The following is a 23,692-nucleotide window of genomic DNA, read 5'->3' on the forward strand; positions in this document are numbered from 1 at the left end:
CGATACTTCCATCATGAATATTATATGGAATACCGTAGAAGATTTAGGCCGTTCGATTACAAGCAATTTAGAATATACGTTCAAAATATTTATGATGGTTTACTTGTCATTTCGTGCGGCCATTCTGGATCACACTCAAGGGTTGAGAACGATTATTTCAGTGTTGTCGACACAGATTTATTTTACTGGTTGGCAAGCGATGCCACTCATTACCATTTTAGCCTTAGCGACGGGAAGTATTTTAATCATTCAAGGAATGAGCAACCTAACCATTCTAGGTGGCACCGAAATGATTGGAAATTTATTGGTACTGGTTTTAGTCAGAGAAGTAGGGCCTTTGTTAACAGCATTGGTTGTCATTGCACGCAGTGGAACAGCCGTTTCAACAGAAGTTGGAAATATGAGAGCCAATAGAGAAATCGAAGCTTTGGAATCTCTAGGGATTAACCCACTTAGTTTTATAGTCTTTCCACGAATGGTTGGTGGAGTAATCAGTGTATTGTGTTTGGCTTTTTATTTTATTCTCATTGCTATTGTCGGTGGGTTTGTGATCACCCAATTCATTCATAATATTCCCTTTAGTTTCTATTCCGAAAGTGTTTTGCGTGCTTTTGCCAAGGAAGATGTTCTTATCTTTCTTTTAAAGAATAGTTTTAGTGGCATGATTATTTTTGTTGTTTCTTGTTATCAGGGGTTGAGTGTTAAAAAAAGCCCCCATGAAGTTCCTCAGGTGACCACTCAGGCGGTGGTAAAAAGTATTATCTATGTCACTGTTTTTAATATGTCAGTGACCGCACTTGTTTATTTAAATCAGTTGAAAAAAATAGGAGTCATTTAATGGAAAATGGATTTATTATTCCAAAAATTAACCGCTTAAAATTTGAAGGTGTTTATTTTCAACACGATTCCCAAGATCCTATATTAAAAAATGCAGATTTTGAATTTCCTCAAGAGGAAACCACGTTAATTAAATCGGAACAAGGGGCTGGGAAATCAACTCTGTTGCAGATACTAGCAGGATTGATTGTACCTCAATCAGGTAAGTACTTAATAAATGATCAGGATGTCTTGGAGATGACTTTTGAGGAATTTTTACCTTACCGGTTGTCCATTGGTTATACTTTTGATTACGGGGGATTAATAAATAATCGAACTGTTTATGAAAACTTGATTTTGCCATTGGTGTATCACAAATTGATAAGCTTAGATCAAGCAGAAGAAAAGGTAAAACTTCTTATTAAGATGTTTGAATTAGAAAAGTTTAAAGATGAAAGACCCGCACATATTCCCGGAAGAATTAGGAAGATTACTTGTTTGTTGAGGGCTATGGTCATTGATCCCCAGGTGTTATTATTAGATGATCCTTCTGTAGGATTGGGACAGGAAATTAGTTTGCGATTCTTAGACTTGATTGAGTTTCATAAAAAACAAAAAAACTTAAAACATGTTTTTATAACTTCTTATGATGAAAAGTTTATGAGTCTGATGCCCCACACAACCATCCATCTAGATAATGGTTTTTTGTATTGTCATGAAAATGAGTTCAAAAAGGTAGCGACTTTATGATGCATGTAAAGTTCAATAAATTCGAAAGAGTTGCAGGTTTATTTGTTTTATTGGCTATCGTTGGGTCCATCGTCACAGCCCTGAGTGTGGCGGTGAAGCAAGGATGGTTTGAAAATAAATTTAAATACCAAACGGTATTTAATTCTGCTGATGGGATTCACTCAGGAACCGTAGTGCAAATGGCGGGTTTAAGAGCAGGCAGTGTCGAGGAAATTGAACTTTTAGGAAATAATAAGATTAAAGTAGTTTTTTATGTGATGGGAAAGTTTCAAAACAGAATCCGTTCCGATTCCAAAACTCAACTTGTCAGACCTTTTGTTATTGGCGATAGGGTTTTAGAAGTCAGTGTGGGTAGCGATGACGGGACATTAGTCTCTGAAGGGTCGACCATTCCTTCCGAAGAGACCCTTGATCTAATGACCTTGATGAGTGGAAAAAAATTAGGATCTTCATTAGAAAAAATTTCTGGAATGTTGGAAAATGTTCAGTATTTGATGGAGACTTTTTTAGACAAAACCCGAACTCAATCGATGGTTCGGATTTTTGATCAGCTCGATCCTTTACTTGGGAATATGAACACCATGAGTGAAGAAGTTACTAAATTAAGTAAGCATTTAACTTATGATCAGAATTTAAAGAAAACCCTGGTTCAGGCGGTCATTTTAACCAAAGAATTTAATAGAATTTTGCCTGAACTTAATCGAAAAAATCCAGAGTTAGCCTCCAATTTGGCAGAGCTCACATCAAGCCTTACGCAAATGACTCAGGACTTCAAAACAGTCACAGGAATGCTAAAGTCCTACGGCCCAGAAATACCAACAGTCGCCAAAAGGGCCTTGGAGGCTCTGGATGAGGCTACTGTTTTGATGAAAGCCATGCAGAAAAACTTTTTTATTAGATCTTCAGTTCAGGAAGTTAAAGAAGAGGAAGATAAGGAAATAGGACAAGGAGAAAGAAAACCAGCCAGAGAAAAATCAAAAAAATCAAAAATTTTAATTGATTAAGTGCCTAGGTAACATAAAATGGCTCTCAATGCTTGTTTTTTTGTTTCAGAAATTGATACTTTCCAATCGGGCCGGAAATTTAGTAAGAAGAATTTCACGGTTATCTATGATAGGTATTGGTGTTTCTACTTTTGCTTTTTTTATCGTTTTATTTGTCATGAGTGGGATGAATCAAACAATAGAAAAAAGAATCGTGTCCTTAGAGCCTCATTTAACCTTGATCAAAACATCGAATAAAAATATCAGCTTTTTAGAAAAACATCTAGTGTTGGAAAAATTGAATGATAAAAATATTAAAAGCTTTTCAATTTTTGAATCTCAAGATGTAATTCTTCGGAGCATGGATGGTCAGTTTCGTGGAGCCATAGCTCAAGGCTTTTCTCGTAAAAGTTTAGAAACTTTTAATCAGAATCTAGTCGAATTAGAAAATCATAAAGTAAAAAGAACTGATAAGAGCGTTAACACTACTCATCTTGATAATTTAGATAAAAATGATCAATGGTCCTTGGTGGAAGCTCCTGGGGTGAATGAAGTCTATTTGGGAATTGATTTAGCTAGATCCATGGGTGTTTTTGAGGGGGATTTTATTATGGTGTCTCCACCAGAGAGTTTGCTTTTGGCCCCTGGTGAAGTTCCCGTATTTGAAAAAGTAAGAGTGAAAAAGACCATCTCGACAAACCTGGCAGATATTGATTCACAATATTTATTTTATCTTCGTGATTTGTCTTTAAATTCTTTAAAAACGTCTTTGAGCCGACAAGTAGGCATTGAAGTTTGGTTCCAAAATCCATTAAAAACAGATCGATTTAAAGAAGAACTTAAAGAGTTTTTATCTGCAGAAAAAGATTGGATCGTAGAAACTTGGATGGATCGAAATTCAGCTTTATTCTATTCCCTAAAACTAGAAAAAATCATGATAGGTATTTTTTTAGGTTTAGCGGGTATTATTTCTTCTTTTTCTATTATTACAGTCTTAGCATTACTTATTTCAGAAAAGACCAGAGATATCGCCATGCTCAGAACTTTAGGTTTATCGCAAAAAAAAACAATCCAAATTTTTATCAAAATGGGAATGGTCATCTCTTCCATTGGCCTTTTTGCTGGTACTTTTTTCGGTTTGATCTTGGGACTTTATATTGAAAAATACCCTCTTAACATTTTGCCAGATATTTACTATGATTCAACCATTCCCGCTCGGGTGGAATTTGGTTTGGTTGCTACCGTTGTGGCCATCAGTATCCTTATTTCGTTTTTAGGAGCCTACATCCCCACAAGGGCTCTGGAACAAATTACTCCTTCCCAAGCCCTCAGACAAAAAAATTGAGCAGAGCGTGTTTGAAAAGTCTTAACTCTTCGTTCTCGTCGGTCGGGCTCCATGCGACTTGGCTTTGCCAAGCCTCAGTCGCCTCCCTCCTGCGGCCTCGATTTAAGACTTTTCAAACACGTTCTCTGAAACACCTGAGTTAAACGGAAACTTGAAATTCCCTTAAGGTTTCATTGAGGGATGTTTTTAAATCTGTACTTGGTTTTCTTTTTCCAATAATGAGGGCACAGGGAACGGCAAACTCTCCAGCAGGAAATTTCTTGTTGAGAGTTCCTGGAATCACCACTGAATTTTTTGGAACAATACCTTTATATTCGATGGGAGTTGATGCCGTGACATCTATAATTTTAGTACTTGAAGTGATGGTGACGCCAGCGCCAAGGACAGCACCTTCTTGGATGAGGGCACCTTCGACAATAATACATCTAGAGCCGATGAAGGCATTGTCTTCAATAATAACAGGCTGTGCCTGAAGAGGCTCGAGGACGCCCCCTAAACCAACCCCACCAGACAAGTGAACATTTTTTCCAACTTGAGCACAGGAGCCAACCGTCGCCCAGGTGTCAACCATAGTGCCACTATCCACAAAGGCACCTATGTTCACATAAGACGGCATCAGAATACAGCCACTGGCGACATAGGATCCATACCTGGCCATGGCCGGAGGGACGACTCGTACATTTTCTTCTCCAGTCCATTTTTTTACAGGGATTTTGTCAAAAAAACGAAATTCTTCAAGCTGATATAGATGCATTTTCTGCAATCGAAAATAATAAAGAATGGCTTGTTTAATCCATTCATTGGTTTTCCAACTGGATTCAATAGGTGGGTGTTCTGATTTAGCTGTTGAATTTTCTGTGGTTAAAATTACTTTTTCTGCCACTCTGATTTTTCCATGATCTAGAAGTTGAAGGACTTCATAGATGGAAGTTCTATCCTCTTTGGAGAGATCTTCAAAGAGCATTCCTTCCTTAAGATCCGCTTGAATTTTATGAATCACTTTCTCTAATACCATGATGGCTCCTTCTTTTAGGGGCGTTTCTCTGAACTTTTAAGAGCTTCAAGTAAGGCGGGAACATGAATGTTCATGATTTCCTTGAAGTCGATGTCACGTTGAATTTCAAAGGTTATCGTGGGTATATTTCTTTCCTTACCCGCATAGGTGCCAAGACTGCCAGGGGTTGGATAGCCAATATCGCCCTCAATAGAATAACCCGTATGTTTTTTTAAAATGCCAGCCTCGGGTTCACAACTAGGTCCGTTGACGTTGATCATGGGATTCCAAGAGTGAAGACTCAAAATTAATTTAAAGTTTTGAGTCTCAATGAGCCTCACCAGAGCTTGATTTTCTTTTTCACTAAGAGCCTTAGTTCCTGGATGATATCGAGGCGTTTTGTATTCAGGAGACCAGTCTAGCGTGGGCAGATTTCGATTTAAATCCACACCATTTGCATTAGTTCTTTGTTTGTTAAGAATCCCTTCGATATTGAATTCAGGTATCAAAGTGATTTGCAAATTAAAGTCATATTTTTCTAAAAAACAGTGTAACAGGCCTTGGGCGGCAATGACGCCCTCAGGCTCATCTCCATGAACGCCTCCGAGAATTAAAATTTGATTCCCTTGATTCCCGAAAGTATAGGTAAAAATAGGTAAGTTTTTTTCAGTATGGGTTAAGGTGCTTAATTTAAATGTGTTCATTGAAGTCCTGTTATCAATTGAGAAAGATACTTAAAGATAGGAATTGGTATATCCAGAAAAGGAAAAATTGGCAATGACTCATTTTATCTCCATTTGGTCCAGTGAAGTTCTGGACTTAACCTGACCTAGGGACGCCCGATAAAGCTCTTGATGTTCTAAAATGCTTAGGAGCTAGAATGGATACTTATTTTCACTTTAGAGTTATCAAAATAATAGGGAGCGCTCTCTTATTTTTTTTAATTTCAAGCTGTGGATCTGACAGTGCAAAAACACCTATCGAAACTTCGAATTCGTCTACCTTAAACCCAACAAAAGGTGTCACGCAGGAAGAATCGTTTTATGTCAGGCTATATGACGATGGAAAATACCCTTATTATATGAGTCAAAAAAATAACTACGATAAAAAGTGTGAAATTACTTTGGGTGCGTCTTCTCAAAATGTTGAATGTATTCTCGATATCAACGAATTAGATTTGTATTTTAATGGCGTGAAATTTCAGTATAATATTCCAAGTTCTATGTGTAGCTATATGTCATACACCCCTTATTGGTACTATAATTGGGAGCCTGGTTATGGCCCATCAGCTGTTTCTATTTCTAAATCTTTAGACGTCAGTGGGAATTTATTATCCTTGAGCTGTGTGATTGATGGGGTAGCGACATGTAATGGGACAGAAGCAAGCTATGATGCAACAAATGATAAGTTGACTTGTGTGTATGATCACACGAATGCAAGTGGACCCAATTGCTGTTTAGGGTCTTATACAAAAACCGTGGTTACGACGGTGGCGGCAGGGGCTCCTGTTACCTCCTATGGAAAAGCCAATTGGGGTGGGGAAATCAAAGGGTGCTTGGGGGGACAGGGAAAAACAAATTGGAGTTTGTACACAAAGTCAGGTTACCCCGCTTCTGAAATTTTTTATACCGTGGGTACGGGGAAAAACGATGTCTATGAAGTAACGGCGCCTATTCAGTCCTCAAACGCAGGAAGCAATTTCGGCATTGCAAATTATTTTACTTCGGGAAAACACAATCATAATGGCTATAGTTCAGGGAGTTCTACTTACCCTTATCAAATTGATCCCATTGATGACAGGAATGGAACAGCTCTGAGGTCGGGAAGTCCTTATTACCGTTGGCAATGTTTAGATAAAGATAAAGAAGTCATCCACCAGATCATTGTCTCAGTGAGGGAGTGGAATACCTATAAGGAATTTTTAACCTATGGAACATCCAAAGGCACTTCAGGGGATCCAGACGTTGTAGGCGTTGAAGGTACAGGGTGTGATTACAACACTCAAAATGCAACGGAAACGTGCAACGACTTTACTGACTGGGATGATTACTACACTCTCTTTTCTGGGATTTTTTCCTCAGTCACCAAACCATCTTATTTTCCTAATGAGACATTTTGAGAAGTTAAAAGATATAGGTTTACTATTTAGGGATAAATACATAGTATAAGTCCTTAACGAAATGAATTCAGTAAACCTATGAAAATGCAAAATAATAAGAATTATCAACAGACTAAAGAATTTTTAATTTATATCGAGAAACAGTTAGTATTTCAAAACTCAAAAGGCCATAAATCTTTTCAAGAACTTTTATCGAAGTATTCGGGTCCGCTGTTTATTTACGATTTAGATTTAATAGGCGATCGAATTGATAAAATGAAGTCTGCTCTTAAAAATGTGAAACTTTTTTATGCGATGAAAGCCAACCCAAATCAACAGATTTTGAAATTACTTCTGCAGCAAGGGCTAGGGGCAGATGTAGTGAGCCTTGGGGAAATTAATCAGGCTCTTCGCGTGGGTTTTAAACCTCAGGATATTGTTTATAGTGGGGTTGGAAAAACTAAACATGAGCTCCATCAAGCTTTGGAATTGGATATTTATCAAATTAATGTTGAAAGCCTTCCGGAGTTAGAAAGAATACTTGGAATTGCGAAACAAAATATTAACTTAAAAAATAAAAAAATAAGAGTGGCCTTTCGATTAAATCCAAATATCAGTATTGAAACTCATCCCTATATCGCCACGGGGCTGAGGGATAATAAATTTGGAATTGATTTAGATTCGTTTGATGATCTGTTAAAGATTTGTTTGGAAAATAATCATCATTTAAGTGTCCAGGGGATTTCGTTACACTTAGGGTCTCAAATGATGGAGTTTGCTCCATTAAAAGACTCCTTAGCCAAATTAAAGAAATATTTTTTGATACTAAATCAGCATTTTCCAGAGTGTCATTGCTTTGATGTGGGTGGAGGACTGGGAGTGTTTTATCAAAAACAAGATCTCGTTCAGGAAGATCAACTCCTTCAAGAATATGCCAAGACTCTTTTTTCAGAGCTAGAAGAACTCAAAGATTTCATTCCCAACTTTGAAATTCAGTCCGAACCCGGGAGATGGTTGGTAGCCCACGGGGGAGTTCTGGTGTCTCAGGTTCAATACGTCAAAAAAACACCTTATAAAGAATTTATTATTTTAGATACGGGGATGAATCACTTGGCTCGTCCGTCATTGTATGAAGCTTACCATGAAATTCTTCCTCATAAAATTTCATTGCCGCCGAAACAGGTTTTTAACTATGAAGTTGTTGGACCCATTTGCGAGTCTTCAGATTTTATTGGTAAAAATAGAAATCTGACAGAGGTCCAACAAGATGATTTCATGGTGATCTCTGATTGTGGGGCTTATGGGGCGAGCATGTCGAACGATTACAATTTGCAACCTCGAGCTAAGGAAATCTGCATTTGAAGCTATGAACTGGAGTTATGAGATTCAATATCAACGGTTTCAAAACAAGTTGCATGACCTTGTAGGATTTTCAAAGTAAGGTCTTTAACATTTCGATAGTCATCTGTGGTCATAATTTCTATAGGAAGGTTTTGTGTCTTTTGTGAATGATGATTTTTCACTAAATTTTTCTTTTTAATCATGTCACTCAGATAAAATGCAGAATTGATAAGATTTATTTGATAGGGATCCTGATCAGAAGCAGCGAAGTTGTTTGCAAAAAAATCAAGAATGCTCTTTTTTAGCAGGGGATAGTGGGTGCAACCCAAAATGAGAGATTCAATTTTTACTTTTTTCATTTCTGATAAGTACTTGCTGATAACCAGGTCGGTGATAGGATCTTCAAATAATCCTTCTTCGACGAGGGGAACAAAAAGCGGACAAGCCTGCGAAAAAATTTCTCCGGTGTAATGAGCCGCTTGAAGTTTCTTGGTGTAAACCTGACTTTGGATAGTTGCCTTTGTGCCAAGAATTCCTATTCTTTTATCTAATCCCAGAGAGAGTGCGGCTTTAATTCCGGGATCAATGACATTAAACACGGGAACTTCTTCAAAGAAGGGATCATTAAACTGTGTCGATGCTGAATTGCAGGCAATTACAAAAGCTTTGCATTTAAATTGGGTTAAAAATTTCAAATTTTTTAAAGTGTAGTTTCTGATGGTCTCTGAGGATTTGTTTCCATAGGGTAGTCTTGCGGTATCACCAAGATAAATCCATCGTTCACTTGGAAGATGCTCAATCAATCCTTTTAAAACGGTAAGCCCTCCAATTCCAGAATCAAAAACCCCAATGGGACTATCTAAATAAGCCATGGGCCCTAGACTCAAACATTCCAGAGGAAGTCATTTCAATAAAGCGAGCTTTATCACAGATCTCACTCACTTGAACCGCATTGATATAGCTCATTCCAGAGCGAATCCCTCCAGAGAGTTCTAGAATCACATCATTGACATGTCCTTTAACTGAAACCAAAGTGGATTCTCCCTCTGGAGCCATGCCTTCGGGAACGCCTCCACGCCAAGAAACTTGGGCTGATTTGGAAGCCATGCCTCGGTACTGTTTTTTTCCATTTTTAATTTCTCCTGGAGTTTCAATCGTTCCAGAAAGCATGCCTCCCAACATCACAGAGCTCGCCCCAGCAGCAAAGGCTTTGACAATATCTCCGGAGGTTTTGATGCCCCCATCAGCGATGACAGGTACTCGGTGTTCCTTTGCTACTTCAGAACACAGGGCAATGGCCGTTAACTGAGGAACGCCCGCGCCTGTAATTATGCGAGTCGTGCACATAGAGCCTGGGCCAATGCCGACTTTAATAGCATCAGCCCCGGCTTGAATCAGATTTTCTGTCGCTTCGGGGGTGGCTACATTTCCTGCAATAATATCTATAGAAGAAAAATTATCTTTGCACCACTTCACCGTTTCAAACATTTGTATAGAGTGACCGTGGGCTATATCGATCGTCAGAATATTCACGCCAGCTTTTATTAAAGACCGAGCGCGGTCCTGGTAGTCGTCATTCACACCAATGCTTGCAGAAATATTTGTTAGCCCCTGCGCTTTCATTTTTTCTACATGTTTGACTTGATCCTCGATGGTCATAAATCGATGTAAAATACCTACGCCCCCAAGTTGGTCCATGGCAATGGCCATTGGAGATTCGGTGACCGTATCCATATTTGCAGAGATGATGGGCATCTCCATCCATTTATTTTTTGTTAATTGAGTCCCCAAACTGGGATCTTTTCTTGATCTCACATCTGATTTTGCAGGGACAATTAAAACATCATCAAAAGTTAAGCCGCGCCCTTTATTTTTAATATCTTTCCAGTTAAAAAATAATTCCACAAAAATCCTTTAGCAATGAGTTGTGTGAGTTGTATCCAAAGTTGTTACCAAGGTTTCCTTAAAATCAGTGCGAACTTTATTTTGAAGATAAATTTCCATCAGAACCAGAAAACCAACAAGACTCAAGGTTCCTTGCAGAACAGAGCTCAAGATGGCGAGCCAGGGATTCTCACTAAAATTTCGATAAGAATCAAGCAATGAGCTCAGCATTATTGGTAAAATTATTTGAAAAAAAAGCAAAGTCGAAAGGCTGGCCCACTTCCGAGAGAGAAAGATCCGTTCCGATTCTTTCAAAGCATCTACCAATCCCTGATCGTATTTCTTCTCCATAAGGACAATAAAAGGAACATAGGAATAACTTAAAAATTTATAGAATCCAGGAAGGATAAACAAGAAGCCCCACCAAATAGTTTTCCCCCAACTTCGAAGAGTTTCAATGATGAAAGATTCTATGTCAGAACTTTTTATCGATAAAAAGAACCACGGAGAAGGGTTCTTTAAATAAAAAATTGTGAACAGAGAAATGAGTGCGGGAAAAACAAGAGAATTAAGGAGATTAAGGCTTCCATAAAAAAATAAATCTAGGTTGGTATTTTGGCTTTGCCTTAAAGAAAATTCTAGTTTTTGCATTAAAAACTGTTCGCATAAAGAATTAGTTACAAATAACAAGAGAAGTAAGAAAAACAAATACTTAAGTAGAAATAATTTATTGAAAGTAGAGATTAAAATCTTCATTAAGTTGTCAATGTTGCAGTTTGCTCAAAAAAAAATCAATCATAAACTTTTTATATTCAATCATCAAAAAAAAAGAAGAAATGTGGTGACAATACAGTAAAAAAATGTTTTTTTGGTGCTTCTTTTTTACTCTGCCCCGGTGGCGAAATTGGTAGACGCACAGGACTTAAAATCCTGAGCTTCGTTAACACGGGCGTGCCGGTTCAAGTCCGGCCCGGGGCACCATTTCCAACAGTACTCGAACCCACACGCCGGGTCGGTACGAATGGGATCAGTTTTCCTTCTTTTTCCTTAAAATTTAAATTTTCGTTTCCGGGTGATGAGGTTCCATCAGTTCCGGTGGCTTTGTATTGCTCTTTGGTTGGTGCGTACATGCCGATTTTGATTTTCATCGGGTGAATCTCGATGAACTTCACTAGGTTAGTAAAGATAGGTCGTTGTTTTTCTTTTGGCGCAGCTTCTAAATTATTGAGAGTTCGCTCGATTTTGGCTTTTAAGCCGTCGTGGTCAATGTCTTGGCCGTATAAATCCATTTCTTTTGTTTTTAGTTTTTCTTTCGCTAATTTAGCTTCGGTGAGTTTTTGGTTCAGTTGTTTTATTTGCTCATAGAAAGCTTGTGCCGGGACATCTGACGGCAGTTCAGATACCCGTTGAACCAAATTGTTTATCTTTTTGGATATGTTTTGAATCTCTTGATCCAGTTGCTTTGTTCGGGTTTGAACTTCAGGCAATTCGCTTGATGTTTTTGATCGGTAGATCTCGATCCAATTTTCTATGAGATTTGGATCGTTCAAAAGTAATCGCAGTGATTTCGTCACGATCTCCTCAAGTCGCGGGGCTCTGATATTTTTGACTTGGCATTGATGAACGGTTTCCTTAGTGAAAGGATTCTTGATCTGCGCGTGGCCGTAATAATGATGCTTTTCTTTTCGCCCAGTTCCTGACTTTCCTCCGAGGGATTTTCCACACTCGCCACATTGAATAAGCTCAGTAAGGGGAAACGGGTATACTTTCCAAGACTCAGGCTTGTATCTATTTTTATTTTTTGCCAAACGCTCTTGGACTTTTCGAAATACATCTTCGTCAACAATGGCCGGCCAAACAGACTTGATTTTCTCAACAGATCCGTCTTTGTGTCGTAGTTTTTTTATTCCGATGTAAGCTTTGTTCGTTAGCAAAGACTGTAACGTATCCACCGAAAAGACCTTACCGCCACGATCAATTCCATGTTTATTCGTATATTTTTTATTGTGTATTCCAAGCTCAGTAATGGAAGCTTGAGTTTTACGAACTGTTTCCTGTTCAAGAAATATTTCAAATATTTCCCTAACTGTTTTAGCTTCCTCCTCATTTACAGCCAGTTCAGCTTTATTTTTTGGATTTCGGTCGTATCCCAGCGGAATCGTGCCGCCATTCCAAAGGCCGCGTTTACTGCGAGATAGCCAGTTTGCTGAAATTCTTTCAGAAGTTTGTTTACGTTCGTACTGAGCATAGTTGATCAAATTAAAAACCATCATCTCGCCGGATGCGGTTGTTGTGTCAAAATTCTCACGAAGCGTAACAAAGCTTGCTTTGTGATCTTTTAGTAAATCCCAGACTTCACAGAAATCTTTAATATTTCTGTTCAAACGAGAAAGCTCCGTTGCCACTATCAAATTGATTCGCCCAAGTTTAACATCTGTGAGCATTCGTAAAAACTCAGGACGGCCTTTCATATTCTTAGCGGACTTTCCTTCGTCACAATAAATATCAACGAGTGTACCCCAATTAGATTCACGTTTGTTTTGAAATTCAATATATTCAAGTAAACGATTTTTCTGTGACACCAATGATCCATCTTGAATACGAGCCTGCTCCTCAGTCGATACCCTGATGTAAATTCCAACACGTTTCATGCGGCCTCCTTGGTAACTGTTGTATCGTCGGCCTGATTTCCCAACTCGTCAATTTCAAGCAACGCCTTTACCAGTCGCACAATCATCATTTCGTACTCAGTTTGTTTTAAATTCACTTTTACAACTTCGACTTCATAATCATCTAAGTCATATTTTTTCAGCATTCATAATTTTTTATTTTCATCACTGCACCTCCCTTGTTACCTCATATAATTTCAAGATCAGAGCCACGTCTCATCACCCCGGTTCCTGACCACCTCCAACCACTCGTTGGGTGGGGGTGGTCAGGAAAAAACCCGTTTTAGGGGTGGTGAGACGTGGCGGCGCTTAACTGCTGAACTTTGTTTTGGAATAGCGTTTTTCAAAATGGTGAAATTTGAAAAATTATATTCAGATTGCAGTCTCATTATCGTCTCGTTAAATTTAACAGATGTATAAAACCCAGTGGTGGCGGAGGTGCGCCAACACTGGGCATGGAGACTGTCATAGAAATTAAATATTTATCACTTTTTTAGAGACTGGCGATCTTCCGCCACTGGTGAATAAGAAAATCGCCAGGCACTTGATTAGAATTAAAATCAGCAAGGCTAATTTCATTGGACCTGTACGGCGCCAAAAGCGAAGAGTAAATAGGAAACTCACTGAAATTATAAAATCAATTCAATCTTAAACCGACCAAATTTAAAAGTTCCATTTTTTCCGCAATACTGACATTTCCATTCTTTTCAGCTAACGCTATTGTCGACTCAATATCAGATTTATGTTTAGCCTCGAAAATTCGATCACTTAAAATGACAGATTTCATCCAATTGTATGAGTTCCCAACCGCACCACGTGCCCCAATTCTTAAAAGGTCGTTTGGCGATAAGTTTCCAGCGTTTTTAATTTTCAGAAGCCTCTCGAGATTTTGTTGCAGCGACACCGATTTATAGGGCGCAAACATTATTATTGACCAAAACGCACTATTTTTTCCTTCTAAAAAAATTGTAACAAGACCTGTGTTTAAACGTTCATCAGCAATTTTCTTAATTAACAAAGGTCCGATTTCATTAGCGGCTTTGGTCATCGAATAGAAACCATTGAGCCCTGTTTCAGCGAGCGGAAATTGGGCGATATATGGTGGAACCTGGGAAAGTTCTCGTAAAATTAAATCAACAAATAAGATATCAATTTGTTCTTGAAACGAGCGAAGATAGGGTCTTAGCTTAGTATAAATATCTATTATTGCAGTAATATCTAGCTCAGTTAAATTTTTCTTTTCTGGAACTAAATTCGAGTTAATCTTGGACCCGAAAAAAAGACTCCAAAATTCGATTTTCTGAAACACTGGAGGAAGGGTATATGTATTTCCTTTCGATCCAGTTACAGCATTTTGCCAAAGACCTAACAAATAATACTTTTTGCTTTTTATAATGTTCGTAACTGCAAGGTCTAAATCTTGCGTGCTTAGATTGTTACAAAGAGATAGCTTCTCCATTATTTTTCCGGAGTGCACCTGTTGAGCACATACCCCTTCAGGAAAACTAATTTCCCTTAAAACCTCAATCGTTGGAATTGGTTGGTAGTTGAAATGTTCGAGCGACATTGCTATCTTAACAGCTCGGAGACCATCGAGCATTCCTGCGTCGTCTTTAGAAGACGCTGAAAGTACTCTATTTAAAATCGCAAGTTGTATTTCTCCAGACAGTTTCTCATAAGTGGAATTCACCGAAAGAATTTCTCGAACGTTTGCCGCGACCGCGCCAACTAGCGGACCAGCGAAACTAGTTCCACTGGAAAGCTGACCTTTTTTATCACTGCAAAGACCTTTTGGATTGTACGATAAGGTATATATTTGATCTCCTGGCGCAGAGATTTCTCCAATATTCGAATGTTCGGCAAGGCCCCCCGTAAAGCGTGTAGAAGCCACCCTTAGATATCCATCGTCAATATCGGCATTTTTAATTAGAAAGCGATCGCGGGCAGACTCATTTCCAGCTGACTTTATTATCAAACAGCCCTTACTCTCTAAAATCTTAATTGTATCCTTAAATGCGACCTCGTCTTGGGGTGTGTAAAAATTTGGATCTGATCCATGGCTTGCATTAATGATTTTGTAGCCTCGAGCGCAGGCATCTATATAAGCGTCGCGGGCAATCTTTGCATCTATACCACCTTTGGATCCAGGTATAGATACACTGTAGATACCAATTTGCCCGCCTTGATAAAGTCCAAAATAGGCGGCATAAATGGATGCCACTGAATAGCCGTGGGTAGTCTCTGCCTCGTCAGGTAAAACCAAGCCGGCACCCAGTGAATAATATTTAATTTGAGATTTTAGTTCAGGTAAATAAGTTTTTCTAACTCCAGAATCCACTATGGCGATTTGCGTTTTTTCAGCAAGCGGGTGACTTGTTCTCCAATTTCCCATTGCTTCAACCATGAGGTTTCCAGAAATAGCCTCGTTAGCCCAAAACTTGTCCTGTGTGCACGATTCATTACCACTGGCCAAACAAATGGAAGTAGTATAAATTGCGATAACTGCAAATATGCTTTTTTTCATTTTTCACCGTCTTCGAGTAAGTATCTATGTATAGCAAAAAAACTAAGCCGCTACGACTGTTTTGATTTAGACGAAGTGACCATTTAGGGAAATCTACTCGGGTGCGGTCAGATTGTTTATTAGGAGCTGTTTATTCAACCTGGGCTAGCTTGCCTTTAAAAAAGTAAATCCGAACTCGAACTGAGCCCCGCAAGCTGTCGCGATTTTGGATAGGAACGGAATAGACGGTGTTCTTTTATCTGATCCACTTTCAAGGCGCGCGATAACACTTTGTGATGTCCCAACCTTTTTCGCCAACTGAGCTTGGGTTAAGTCTGCCTTTAGGCGCGCTGACCTGACAGCGAAAGCGATAGCTGTTTTTGAGCTCTCTTCTTCGTAGTGCATACGAACAGTTGGGTCTTTCAGTAATTTTTTGAAAAAGTCTTTTCCTGATTTTGTGTTTTTCATAATCCTAAAACCTCTTTCATTCTTTTTTCAGCTAAATCCAGATCATTAAGTGGCGTCTTCTGTGTTGTCTTTTTAAAAACATGAAGCCAAATCATCGTTTGTCCTTCAATAATTACATAGGCGATTCTAAAACCGCCTCTTGGAGCATTAAACTTTATCTCCCAAAGTTTTCCTCTGAGTGGCTTAAACTGAACCCTCGGGCAATCTAGACCGTACTTTCCAATACCTTCAAAGACATCAGCAAAACGAGCTTGATCACCTTTAGGTAAATCCGTGATAAAGTCTTCGATGGGCGATGAGCCTCTTTTTGAGAGATAGAGTTCAATTTTCATCAGTTTCTATTATAGCCAATTGGCTATATTTTGCAAGTTTTAATATTTTGCCGAACAAATGCCTCAGAGGCTCCAATAGCAAGGGCAACTTTTTTGGATGATCTATACTTTAAAATCAATTTTAGTAGGTCTTGAGGGACCAAAGCCTTTGGTTCGGGGACTTCCTCGAAGTCAAACTCAAATAAAACTGGCTTCGCCGCCCAAAGCGGTTCTTCTACTTCGGTCTCTCGCGCACCATTTTCGTCCGGAGACGAGGACGATGAATCTTTACCCATACCGAATAGATGTAACTAGCAAGGCAGGACGAAGTCTCTGCCTGCGGTCGCATTCAGCAATGGATATGGGTCCGGCAAGGGATTCGCTCCACCGGTAAAGCTCACAGCGGTTTTCGCCAGAGCGATTTGGGGGAGCTAAGTAGCTGTGACTGCGTAAAAGCAGGAGACCCCGAGGAACTGTGGGTTAACGCCAGAAATTTCAGCCTAAACAAAAATTAAACTGTCGACGAAGACGAGTTAGCGGAAGATATCGGTGGCCCAATCTGGTGGTGTAGTGGAAGGCAATAGTCCGAACTCTTGAGGAGATAGCGAATAGCTCAAGCGGACCCCGGTCTTGTTTAAGGCAGTAGGCGGGAATTTCAAAGATCATTGCCTAGTAAGTTACTCCGAACGAAGGACGTAAGAATCCATTTTCAGCCGGTAGGCTGAACAAGGGGAAAATAATTAAATTTTAATTTAACCTTTGTTGTTTTACTTTGCAGAACTAACAGTTTGCTCCTGAATAACTCCAGTAGTATCAACTGTTAGTTTTCTTTTTACAATCATCTGATGATTTTCGTGATGAATATCCACACCCAATTTTTTTAGTTTTCTGACATAGTTTTCTATCTGTTTCTCGACGGGATCACCACGTATATATCCTAAGTCTTTGTATTGAGTATTTCCGCCAAGAACTTTATAAATCACTCTAGCAAGTCTATTGGCAATGGCCACTTTGGCTTTGCTGGTGCCAATTCTAGATTGAAGCTTTCGGTATTTAGATCTATAAAAAGACCCTTTTTTCTGTTTAGCTCCATTGGCAGCTTGTACTAGGATTTTTTTGAAGTGGGGGTTTCCATGTCTACATTTTGCTCTTTTTTTTTACCAGCTGACTCATTATTTCCACTAGCTACACCCGCCCACGCCGCAAACTTTCTTTCATCTGCAAAGCTGCTCATATCTGCAGTTGCCTCTGCAATGATAGACATCGCAAGGATTTTATCAATACCTGGAATTTTATCTAATTCCTCTACGAGATGAGCATAGGGAAGTGTTTTTTCCGTTAACTCATTTTCCACATCAAGAATTTGGGTCTGGATATTTCGATACTGTTTCAGTAATTCATTTAAAACAAAAATATGTTCTTTAGTAAAACAATTGGTTAAGGCTCTAACCGCGTCCTCCTTTCTTTTTATTTTAGTAGTCACACTTGCTGCTAATGTTTGCGCATTAGTAACACCATCTGCAATCAGATCTAAGATCTTCTTGCCTGCTACTCCGAAGGTGTCTGATACTATCGAGCTCCATTTAATATTGCCATCTTGAAGAACTTTCTCAACTCGGTTTTTCACTCGTGAAAGATCATCAACCAAATTAGTGCGATGACGGCTCAATAGTCTTAGCCGTTGGTAAATACCATCTGGAACGAAGGAGGCTCTGATTAAACCAAATCTATGAAGTTCGGCTATCCACTGGGAATCTTTGATGTCAGTTTTCCTGCCAGGTACATTTTTAATGTGGCTTGCATTTCCAACTATCACCTTCAATCCCATTGGTTCCAAAACATTATAGATTGGCTTCCAATATTGCCCTGTAGACTCCATTGCCACATCTTTAACTCCTCGTTGAAGAAGAATTAATCCCATAGCTTTTAAGTCATCTGTCATTGTGGAACACTCAAAATGTTCTGACTTTGGATCTTCATTACCATCACCAATTAAAACAGTAATAGCCAGAATATCTTTATGGACATCAATGCCAGCAACGTGGGTTTTTAATGCTTTCATGGAACTCTCCTTTGTTTAAGATAGGGTCTTTTAAAGGAAGAGCATGAGCGGCACCTATAAAATTTGCCTAGCGAAGCCATAGTTTTAAAAATAATAATATCATTGCCCCATACGACGGTTCTTAAAAGCGCTCACCCGGCCACATTGAACTCCGACCTCAGTCATTACTTCGCAAAAAATAATAACTCCAGCCAAACAAACACCGACCTTGTTATCCTTTAAAAAACGATTCCTTTTTAAAAGAAGTTCAGATAAAAAAAATAAAAAAATGAATACATGATTAAGATTTGAAAAAATTTCAATTGAAAATAAATATATGAAGCTAAGACCACTTACATTCTTGATGGTGGGGCGAAGCTACATGGGCATTGAATACGGGACGAACACCCGGTTCGACCGAACCCGTACTTATGACGCTATATCAAAAATACATTTTAATTCGAGATGACCATTTGCGGTTCTACGGTTCTAATTGAAAACCTCCTAAATGCGAAAGACCACGAAATCATTAATCATTTAGAACGATTTGCTAGAAGAAATTACCGCGTAATTTTTACCTTCTTGATACTTTGTTATTCCCCGTATAGTGTCCTAAAAAAAAGGAGTTCTTATGAAATTAATTATTGTTAGCGCTATCATGTTATCAGCAAATCTTCTTTTCGGAGCTGCGGAACCAGAATCCATTGTGAACTGTGCTGTTTACTCCAAACTAAACGATCAAGATCCTAGACCTGTGAGTATAAAATTGAGATCTTACACTATCAATAGTAACTATGAGGTTGGTATCATTGGCGACGAAACTTGCGCAATCGCAGGAAAATTTCGTGTGGTTCTAGATCCAACTAATCATGGTATCCGCATTGTTATAGCTGACGTATCTAATTCTGCAGGTCTGGTTAATAAAGCCGCATGCCAAGATCAAAACAATCCCCCGATGAACATGGGCATACCCTATTACACACCAATCGTTGCGGCATTGTATCAAAGATTGCCAAAGGACGTAAGTGCGCGCGCAATTTCTACTCATGGTTTTACGGGACTGCAATACGTTTACGGACGTAATGGAAAGGGCGAGTTACAGATTTATTGCAATTAGATAGTACTTTCATAAATATGGCCCTTAGATTTTTGCTTTTCAAATGAGGGCCAGTTAATCAATCATTCGTAACTACTCTTTACTTCTAAAAAAGTGTTCAGATCGTATAAAATCGATCCTAAACGGCCCACTGACAAGCCGCGATTGATCGTAAAAAGAAACGAATTTAAGTCGAGATTTTTATTCACATCTTAAATCACTTTGTTTCCCAAAGCGGCTGCGCTACCATGAGTCAGTAGCCTAAATGACTTAGGACAGGAGCTCGTGTCGTGATTCGATGGTTAGGATTGATCTTCATTTTACCTGGTACCGCTTTAGGTAAATCGGTCGATTGCAGCGTAGAGGTCAATAAAACGAATGACCGACAAATTGACATGGTACTTCCCAGTGGCAACCAGATTTCGGTAGTTGGCCATCGCCATGCTAAACGTCAATCAGGCGCATTCGATACCGAATCTGCATTCCCTGCAATCCTGGCTCTTTCGAAACAGGATCTTGCAAAAAATCTTACAAAGGATCCATCGTGGCCTCAAAAAATCAAGGAGGCGATCAAAAGCGAGGCGGCCGCGATTAAACAATACAGTGACGATTACAAGAACCTTGAAACGAATCTTGAGCAAAACCGTTATGTCGGAGTTGGCATCGAGGTTCCAATAGAAAGGCTGATTTGGAATGCCGAAAACTCCACTAAAATAATCGAAAATTCAAAATTTGCTTTTGACATGCTAAAAGTTGAAACCAATTTAAGACAACGCTATAAACTACTTGCCCTGTCTCCACAATTTCTTCTAAAGCAACAACGACCTTCGTTATTTAAAGGGCGCCAGATTTTTACAGCAGAGCCGACTCAACCAGAAATTAATGACTATAACAAACAGTTCTGTTCAAAAATTCCAAAAGCCAACACACCTAGTGAATTCGCAAGTTTCGCTGCTTTTACCTCGAGTATACGCGCTCGGTTACCGGATAGAGAGGGTGAAGTGATATCATTTTTCGCTAATGGCGACCCCGTCGAGGATAAGTTGCTATCCGTAAACCCTATGTTACGAGCAGCTCGATTCAAACCAGCAGAGCTAGCAGCTGAACTACTTAAATCATTTCCTATTGAGATCACAGAAACCGAAAGAAAACATCTTATGACTTATTTTGAAATAAGGCTTCAGAATGCTAGCCGCTTTGAGGGGTGTTCAGCACGTGATGCTCTAATCGCAAAAAATCTTGTTCGCCAATCTGACAAAGGCTCAGTGATTAATTTTATTGGGGCAAACCACTTGCCTGCGATAAAATATTACCTAGAGGAAGAATGCAAGAAAATAGTTAGTGGAAAAGAGCCAGTAAAGAAGGATCTTCCGGTGTCGGCAGGGACACGTTAACTTAGAACCCCTTTTGCTCACACCCGGTTAGGTTTCAGAGACAAAAATTTGTTCTAAGATTTTAATGTTGGGCTCGTAGAAAATTCCATGAAAACGTTCACGGATTTTACTGGCCGCAAATCGAGGATACATTCCAGTACCATAACCAGGCCTCCTAAATAGAAGTGAGAGAATTGACTAGCTAAATTTATGATCTCTGCAATGGGATGGATTTCAGATTTTCTAAGTTGTTTAGGAAAGCCAGTTCCCTCTGATTTTTCATGGCGCTGAGCAGTAATGCTGAGAATAGCTTCGGGAAATTTTCCATAACGAGCGAGGAGTTCAGCACTTTCAACTGGATGCATCTGATACTTTTCAAAATCTTCTTTTGAAAGAGCTTCTGGCGTCGATTTTTTTAACTGTTCATTCAAAGGCATCAAGGCAATGTCGTGAAAAAGTGCTGATGCTGATACAATAAATAAAGTGTGTGGCGATGTCCAACTACGGCCTTTGGCGATCATTAGTGAAATGATCGCAGTAGATATATTATGGTTTGTCAAATTGGATTCTTGATCACACGCACTTTCTAAAAGTTCGACGACATGCAATTCCGGGCATCTCTTTTTCAAAACCGGCTACATCGTTAAAGCTAAGAATTCCAGCCCTCTTTTTAGATCGTTTCTCAAAAATATGAGGAACCCAAGCAGGAATTACAACGAAGCAACTTCAGTTATAATAAGAATTATTTGGAATAAACAAGAGCCTTAAATCCGCCCATTGAAAATCGTTTCACATCAAATGGCATTTTAATTCCATCCATTTTCATGCGAGTGTCACTATGAACTTTTGCATTCACAGAAGCTCTGTGCTTTTTAGACTTAAAGACGACGAAGGCAAGAACAACAGTCTCATCTTTTTTGAGCTTACACAACTTTGGAAAAGTCTGTCCCCAGTTTACTTTTAAATCGTCCCCTATACATTCGTAGTAATCAAGGGCTCCGTGTTCCATCCATAATTTGCATCCAAGGTTGGCCATTTTCATATATGCTTTTACGTTCTTCTTTTTGATTGGTATTAAATAACCATCAACATATTGACTCATTTTAATCTTCCTCATTTTTTAAAGTTACTATTGCATAGCCTGCATATTCTTCCACTTAAATTCCAAAAAAACTGATTGATTAAATTGGCTCATTTTGTTCTATCTACTTCGCAGCTTCAGCGACAGTCTTTAGCTTAGCTAGACCCTTTTCAAATTCACCACCGACCATTTTTTCAACGTTCATAATGATACCCATCAGACGAAACAAGAATCCATTGTGCCCATCGACGCTCCGTTTAACTTTTGTAGCGCCATCAACGGGAGTTAACGTGACTTCTGCAAGCTGTGACATCTCCATTGGCTTCGTATAGGTCAGTTGCGTTTTTACTGATTTATTAGGAATACTTTCAATGACAACGGCATTGCCAACACCCATTTTTCCATTGCTATCCCAGCTTGATTTTGAACCAACTCCTTCTTCCGGCCCGGAGTATTGCATTTTCACTCCAGGGTCAGAATCTTGCCAAGGCATCCAGTCATTCATTTTCTTTGAGTTGTTGATATATGAGAACAAAGCCTCAGGGCTTGCTTGGATGACGATCTCACGTGAAATTGTGCATGCAGAAGGTTTCAAGGCGACGTAGATTAGAAATCCACAGAGAGCCACGACTGCAACAACTAATATTTTAATTAACATTTTCCCTCCTATGGTTATAAACGAATTGAAACTTTTATTTCATTGAATGAATACCGATCATGTTACCTTCAGTATCTATAGCAAGTGTGATAAATCCATACTGGCCGATAGACATTTTTGGCTTGTGAATTTTGCCGCCTAGTTTAGGAATCATTTTTTCCTCTGTGGCGCAGTCTTCGCTACCAAAGTAAATGATCGTGCTGATTCCGTTTGGAGTGAGTCCATTCATTCTTACAAGAGAGCCTGAGCAGCCCCACTTATCTGGGTTCGATGGAAAGCCCCACATTTCACCTTCGTGAAATGGCATATGAGAGAGTTTAACTTTAAAAAGTGACTCATAAAACGCCTTAGCTCGGTTCATATCAGACACGTAAATTTCAAACCATCAAACTGGATTTTGCATATAAACATCTCCTCGTGTGGATATTAGTATACATACTATTTAGTATGTTGTCAACAGATCTCATTTTTGATATGCTTGAATATATGAAGGCAAAACGTCGCTCAGCAAAGAATTCTCGTAACCTTGAACGTTCTAGAAAGGAAATTCTAGATGCGGCGTTTGTCGAGGTCTTTACCAAGGGATTTCAAGGCGTAAGTATTGACGATATCGTTGCAAAAACAAATTTAACGAAAGGTGCGTTTTATCATCAGTTTCCAACAAAGCTCGAAATGGGTTATGCTTTGGTTGACGAAGTCATCAAACCAATGATCATCGATCGATGGATTACACCTTTAGAAAATTACGAAAATCCTTTGGATGGAATTTTGGCTCAAATGAAGACCTTAATAGGTGATTGCGATCCAGTTCATTTGAGGCTTGGATGTCCATTAAACAATTTGGTTCAAGAGATGTCTCCCGTTGATAGAGAATTTCACGAAAGGCTACAGCTTGCATTGAAACTGTGGATTGATGAATTGGAATCTCAACTTAAGCGCGCTAAAAAGTCGGGGTATTTAAAGCCAGACGTCAACACAAGACATGTCGCCCACTTTGTGGTCATGGCTCACGAAGGTTTCTACGGTTTGCTAAAGGGCCTGAATGATCCGCGAGCTTTCTCAGCTCTATATTCCTGCTTAAGACGATATTTTAACACCTTACTATTCAATCAAATATAAAGGAGGATTATTGAGTAAAAGAAATTTCACAATTTGGATGGCGTCCCGTTTCTGGTAGAAACTTTTTAGAAATACTCCAGAATGATTTTTTATTTTTATTTTCTAAGCTGCATACAAGTCAAGTTCTAGTTGTTGAATCATGTCTACTTTTTCAAGTTTAAT

25 protein-coding genes, 1 tRNA gene and 1 pseudogene are annotated in these 23,692 nt (G+C 39.0%); 10 read left to right on the forward strand and 17 right to left on the reverse strand.

What is annotated here, in order from left to right; all coding sequences use genetic code 11:
• Nucleotides 1–94 precede the first annotated feature (94 nt).
• The 4 genes from J0M15_15855 to J0M15_15870 all read left to right on the forward strand — a co-directional run bounded on the left by J0M15_15855 (nt 95) and on the right by J0M15_15870 (nt 3,894).
• Nucleotides 95–838 carry an ABC transporter permease gene (locus J0M15_15855; protein MBN8538525.1) on the forward strand — a complete coding sequence of 248 codons (744 nt, stop codon included), beginning with the start codon at nt 95–97 and terminating at the stop codon, nt 836–838.
• Complete coding sequence (locus tag J0M15_15860) at nt 838–1,566, forward strand: ATP-binding cassette domain-containing protein (GenBank protein MBN8538526.1); 729 nt, start codon at nt 838–840, stop codon at nt 1,564–1,566. Before J0M15_15855 ends, J0M15_15860 begins: the two co-directional genes overlap by 1 nt.
• On the forward strand, nt 1,566–2,570 hold the full coding sequence (locus tag J0M15_15865; protein ID MBN8538527.1) for an MCE family protein: 1,005 nt from the start codon (nt 1,566–1,568) through the stop codon (nt 2,568–2,570). Before J0M15_15860 ends, J0M15_15865 begins: the two co-directional genes overlap by 1 nt.
• 106 nt (nt 2,571–2,676) lie before the next feature.
• Complete coding sequence (locus J0M15_15870) at nt 2,677–3,894, forward strand: ABC transporter permease (GenBank protein ID MBN8538528.1); 1,218 nt, start codon at nt 2,677–2,679, stop codon at nt 3,892–3,894.
• Nucleotides 3,895–4,033: 139 nt separating this feature from the next.
• Here J0M15_15870 and J0M15_15875 read toward each other — a convergent pair whose 3' ends face one another.
• Both J0M15_15875 and J0M15_15880 read right to left on the reverse strand, forming a co-directional pair.
• Entirely contained in the window at nt 4,034–4,909 is an 876-nt protein-coding gene (locus J0M15_15875) for a 2,3,4,5-tetrahydropyridine-2,6-dicarboxylate N-succinyltransferase (protein ID MBN8538529.1), read from the reverse strand.
• 14 nt (nt 4,910–4,923) lie between these two features.
• A complete protein-coding gene (locus tag J0M15_15880) occupies nt 4,924–5,592 on the reverse strand; it encodes a succinylglutamate desuccinylase/aspartoacylase family protein (GenBank protein MBN8538530.1) in 669 nt (222 codons plus the stop codon).
• A gap of 176 nt (nt 5,593–5,768) precedes the next feature.
• Here J0M15_15880 and J0M15_15885 point away from each other — a divergent pair, with 176 nt between their 5' ends.
• On the forward strand, nt 5,769–7,007 hold the full coding sequence (locus J0M15_15885) for a hypothetical protein (GenBank protein MBN8538531.1): 1,239 nt from the start codon (nt 5,769–5,771) through the stop codon (nt 7,005–7,007).
• A gap of 84 nt (nt 7,008–7,091) precedes the next feature.
• Entirely contained in the window at nt 7,092–8,348 is a 1,257-nt protein-coding gene (gene lysA, locus J0M15_15890) for a diaminopimelate decarboxylase (protein MBN8538532.1), read from the forward strand.
• A gap of 2 nt (nt 8,349–8,350) precedes the next feature.
• On the opposite strand, the gene murI is transcribed toward lysA, so the two are convergent.
• From murI to J0M15_15905, 3 genes are read right to left on the reverse strand one after another with little or no spacing between them, the layout of a single operon-like run.
• On the reverse strand, nt 8,351–9,199 hold the full coding sequence (gene murI / locus J0M15_15895; protein MBN8538533.1) for a glutamate racemase: 849 nt from the start codon (nt 9,197–9,199) through the stop codon (nt 8,351–8,353).
• Complete coding sequence (locus tag J0M15_15900) at nt 9,183–10,232, reverse strand: guanosine monophosphate reductase (GenBank protein ID MBN8538534.1); 1,050 nt, start codon at nt 10,230–10,232, stop codon at nt 9,183–9,185. Before J0M15_15900 ends, murI begins: the two co-directional genes overlap by 17 nt.
• A 9-nt stretch (nt 10,233–10,241) precedes the next feature.
• On the reverse strand, nt 10,242–10,967 hold the full coding sequence (locus tag J0M15_15905; GenBank protein ID MBN8538535.1) for a hypothetical protein: 726 nt from the start codon (nt 10,965–10,967) through the stop codon (nt 10,242–10,244).
• Between the two features lie 133 nt (nt 10,968–11,100).
• Between J0M15_15905 and J0M15_15910 the strand changes: the two genes are divergently transcribed.
• Nucleotides 11,101–11,192: transfer RNA gene (locus J0M15_15910), tRNA-Leu, on the forward strand.
• On the opposite strand, the gene J0M15_15915 is transcribed toward J0M15_15910, so the two are convergent.
• The 8 genes from J0M15_15915 to J0M15_15950 form a co-directional block, all read right to left on the reverse strand.
• Nucleotides 11,171–12,862 carry a recombinase family protein gene (locus J0M15_15915; protein ID MBN8538536.1) on the reverse strand — a complete coding sequence of 564 codons (1,692 nt, stop codon included), beginning with the start codon at nt 12,860–12,862 and terminating at the stop codon, nt 11,171–11,173. The genes J0M15_15910 and J0M15_15915 overlap by 22 nt on opposite strands.
• Entirely contained in the window at nt 12,859–13,026 is a 168-nt protein-coding gene (locus J0M15_15920) for a hypothetical protein (GenBank protein ID MBN8538537.1), read from the reverse strand. Before J0M15_15920 ends, J0M15_15915 begins: the two co-directional genes overlap by 4 nt.
• Nucleotides 13,027–13,517: 491 nt before the next feature.
• Nucleotides 13,518–15,404, reverse strand: coding sequence for a S8 family serine peptidase (locus J0M15_15925; GenBank protein MBN8538538.1), 1,887 nt, complete (start codon nt 15,402–15,404; stop codon nt 13,518–13,520).
• Nucleotides 15,405–15,548: 144 nt separating this feature from the next.
• The gene (locus J0M15_15930) at nt 15,549–15,851 is read right to left on the reverse strand and encodes a helix-turn-helix transcriptional regulator (protein ID MBN8538539.1); all 303 of its coding nucleotides are present in this window, start codon (nt 15,849–15,851) and stop codon (nt 15,549–15,551) included.
• The gene (locus J0M15_15935) at nt 15,848–16,183 is read right to left on the reverse strand and encodes a type II toxin-antitoxin system RelE/ParE family toxin (protein ID MBN8538540.1); all 336 of its coding nucleotides are present in this window, start codon (nt 16,181–16,183) and stop codon (nt 15,848–15,850) included. The genes J0M15_15930 and J0M15_15935 overlap by 4 nt, the downstream gene beginning before the upstream one ends.
• Before the next feature lie 23 nt (nt 16,184–16,206).
• Complete coding sequence (locus J0M15_15940) at nt 16,207–16,458, reverse strand: hypothetical protein (GenBank protein ID MBN8538541.1); 252 nt, start codon at nt 16,456–16,458, stop codon at nt 16,207–16,209.
• A gap of 471 nt (nt 16,459–16,929) precedes the next feature.
• Nucleotides 16,930–17,172 carry a hypothetical protein gene (locus J0M15_15945; protein MBN8538542.1) on the reverse strand — a complete coding sequence of 81 codons (243 nt, stop codon included), beginning with the start codon at nt 17,170–17,172 and terminating at the stop codon, nt 16,930–16,932.
• Nucleotides 17,173–17,267: 95 nt separating this feature from the next.
• Nucleotides 17,268–18,224: an IS110 family transposase gene (locus J0M15_15950; protein MBN8538543.1), complete on the reverse strand. Its 957-nt coding sequence runs from the start codon at nt 18,222–18,224 to the stop codon at nt 17,268–17,270.
• A 637-nt stretch (nt 18,225–18,861) separates the two neighbouring features.
• On the opposite strand from J0M15_15950, the gene J0M15_15955 reads away from it, so the two are divergent.
• Entirely contained in the window at nt 18,862–19,320 is a 459-nt protein-coding gene (locus tag J0M15_15955; GenBank protein MBN8538544.1) for a hypothetical protein, read from the forward strand.
• Nucleotides 19,321–19,589: 269 nt separating this feature from the next.
• On the forward strand, nt 19,590–20,693 hold the full coding sequence (locus tag J0M15_15960; GenBank protein MBN8538545.1) for a hypothetical protein: 1,104 nt from the start codon (nt 19,590–19,592) through the stop codon (nt 20,691–20,693).
• A gap of 53 nt (nt 20,694–20,746) precedes the next feature.
• Here J0M15_15960 and J0M15_15965 read toward each other — a convergent pair whose 3' ends face one another.
• The 4 genes and pseudogenes from J0M15_15965 to J0M15_15980 all read right to left on the reverse strand — a co-directional run bounded on the left by J0M15_15965 (nt 20,747) and on the right by J0M15_15980 (nt 22,814).
• Nucleotides 20,747–21,301: an HD domain-containing protein gene (locus J0M15_15965; protein MBN8538546.1), complete on the reverse strand. Its 555-nt coding sequence runs from the start codon at nt 21,299–21,301 to the stop codon at nt 20,747–20,749.
• A gap of 113 nt (nt 21,302–21,414) precedes the next feature.
• Entirely contained in the window at nt 21,415–21,774 is a 360-nt protein-coding gene (locus J0M15_15970) for a DUF1428 domain-containing protein (GenBank protein MBN8538547.1), read from the reverse strand.
• Between the two features lie 103 nt (nt 21,775–21,877).
• On the reverse strand, nt 21,878–22,411 hold the full coding sequence (locus J0M15_15975) for an SRPBCC family protein (GenBank protein MBN8538548.1): 534 nt from the start codon (nt 22,409–22,411) through the stop codon (nt 21,878–21,880).
• 34 nt (nt 22,412–22,445) lie between these two features.
• A pseudogene (locus J0M15_15980) lies at nt 22,446–22,814 on the reverse strand (VOC family protein).
• 83 nt (nt 22,815–22,897) lie between these two features.
• Between J0M15_15980 and J0M15_15985 the strand changes: the two are divergent.
• Nucleotides 22,898–23,530, forward strand: a complete 633-nt coding sequence (locus J0M15_15985) for a TetR/AcrR family transcriptional regulator (GenBank protein ID MBN8538549.1) — start codon at nt 22,898–22,900, stop codon at nt 23,528–23,530.
• Nucleotides 23,531–23,692: the final 162 nt, after the last annotated feature.

This window comes from Deltaproteobacteria bacterium (assembly GCA_017302835.1).
Lineage (GTDB): Bacteria > Bdellovibrionota > Bdellovibrionia > Bdellovibrionales > Bdellovibrionaceae > UBA2316.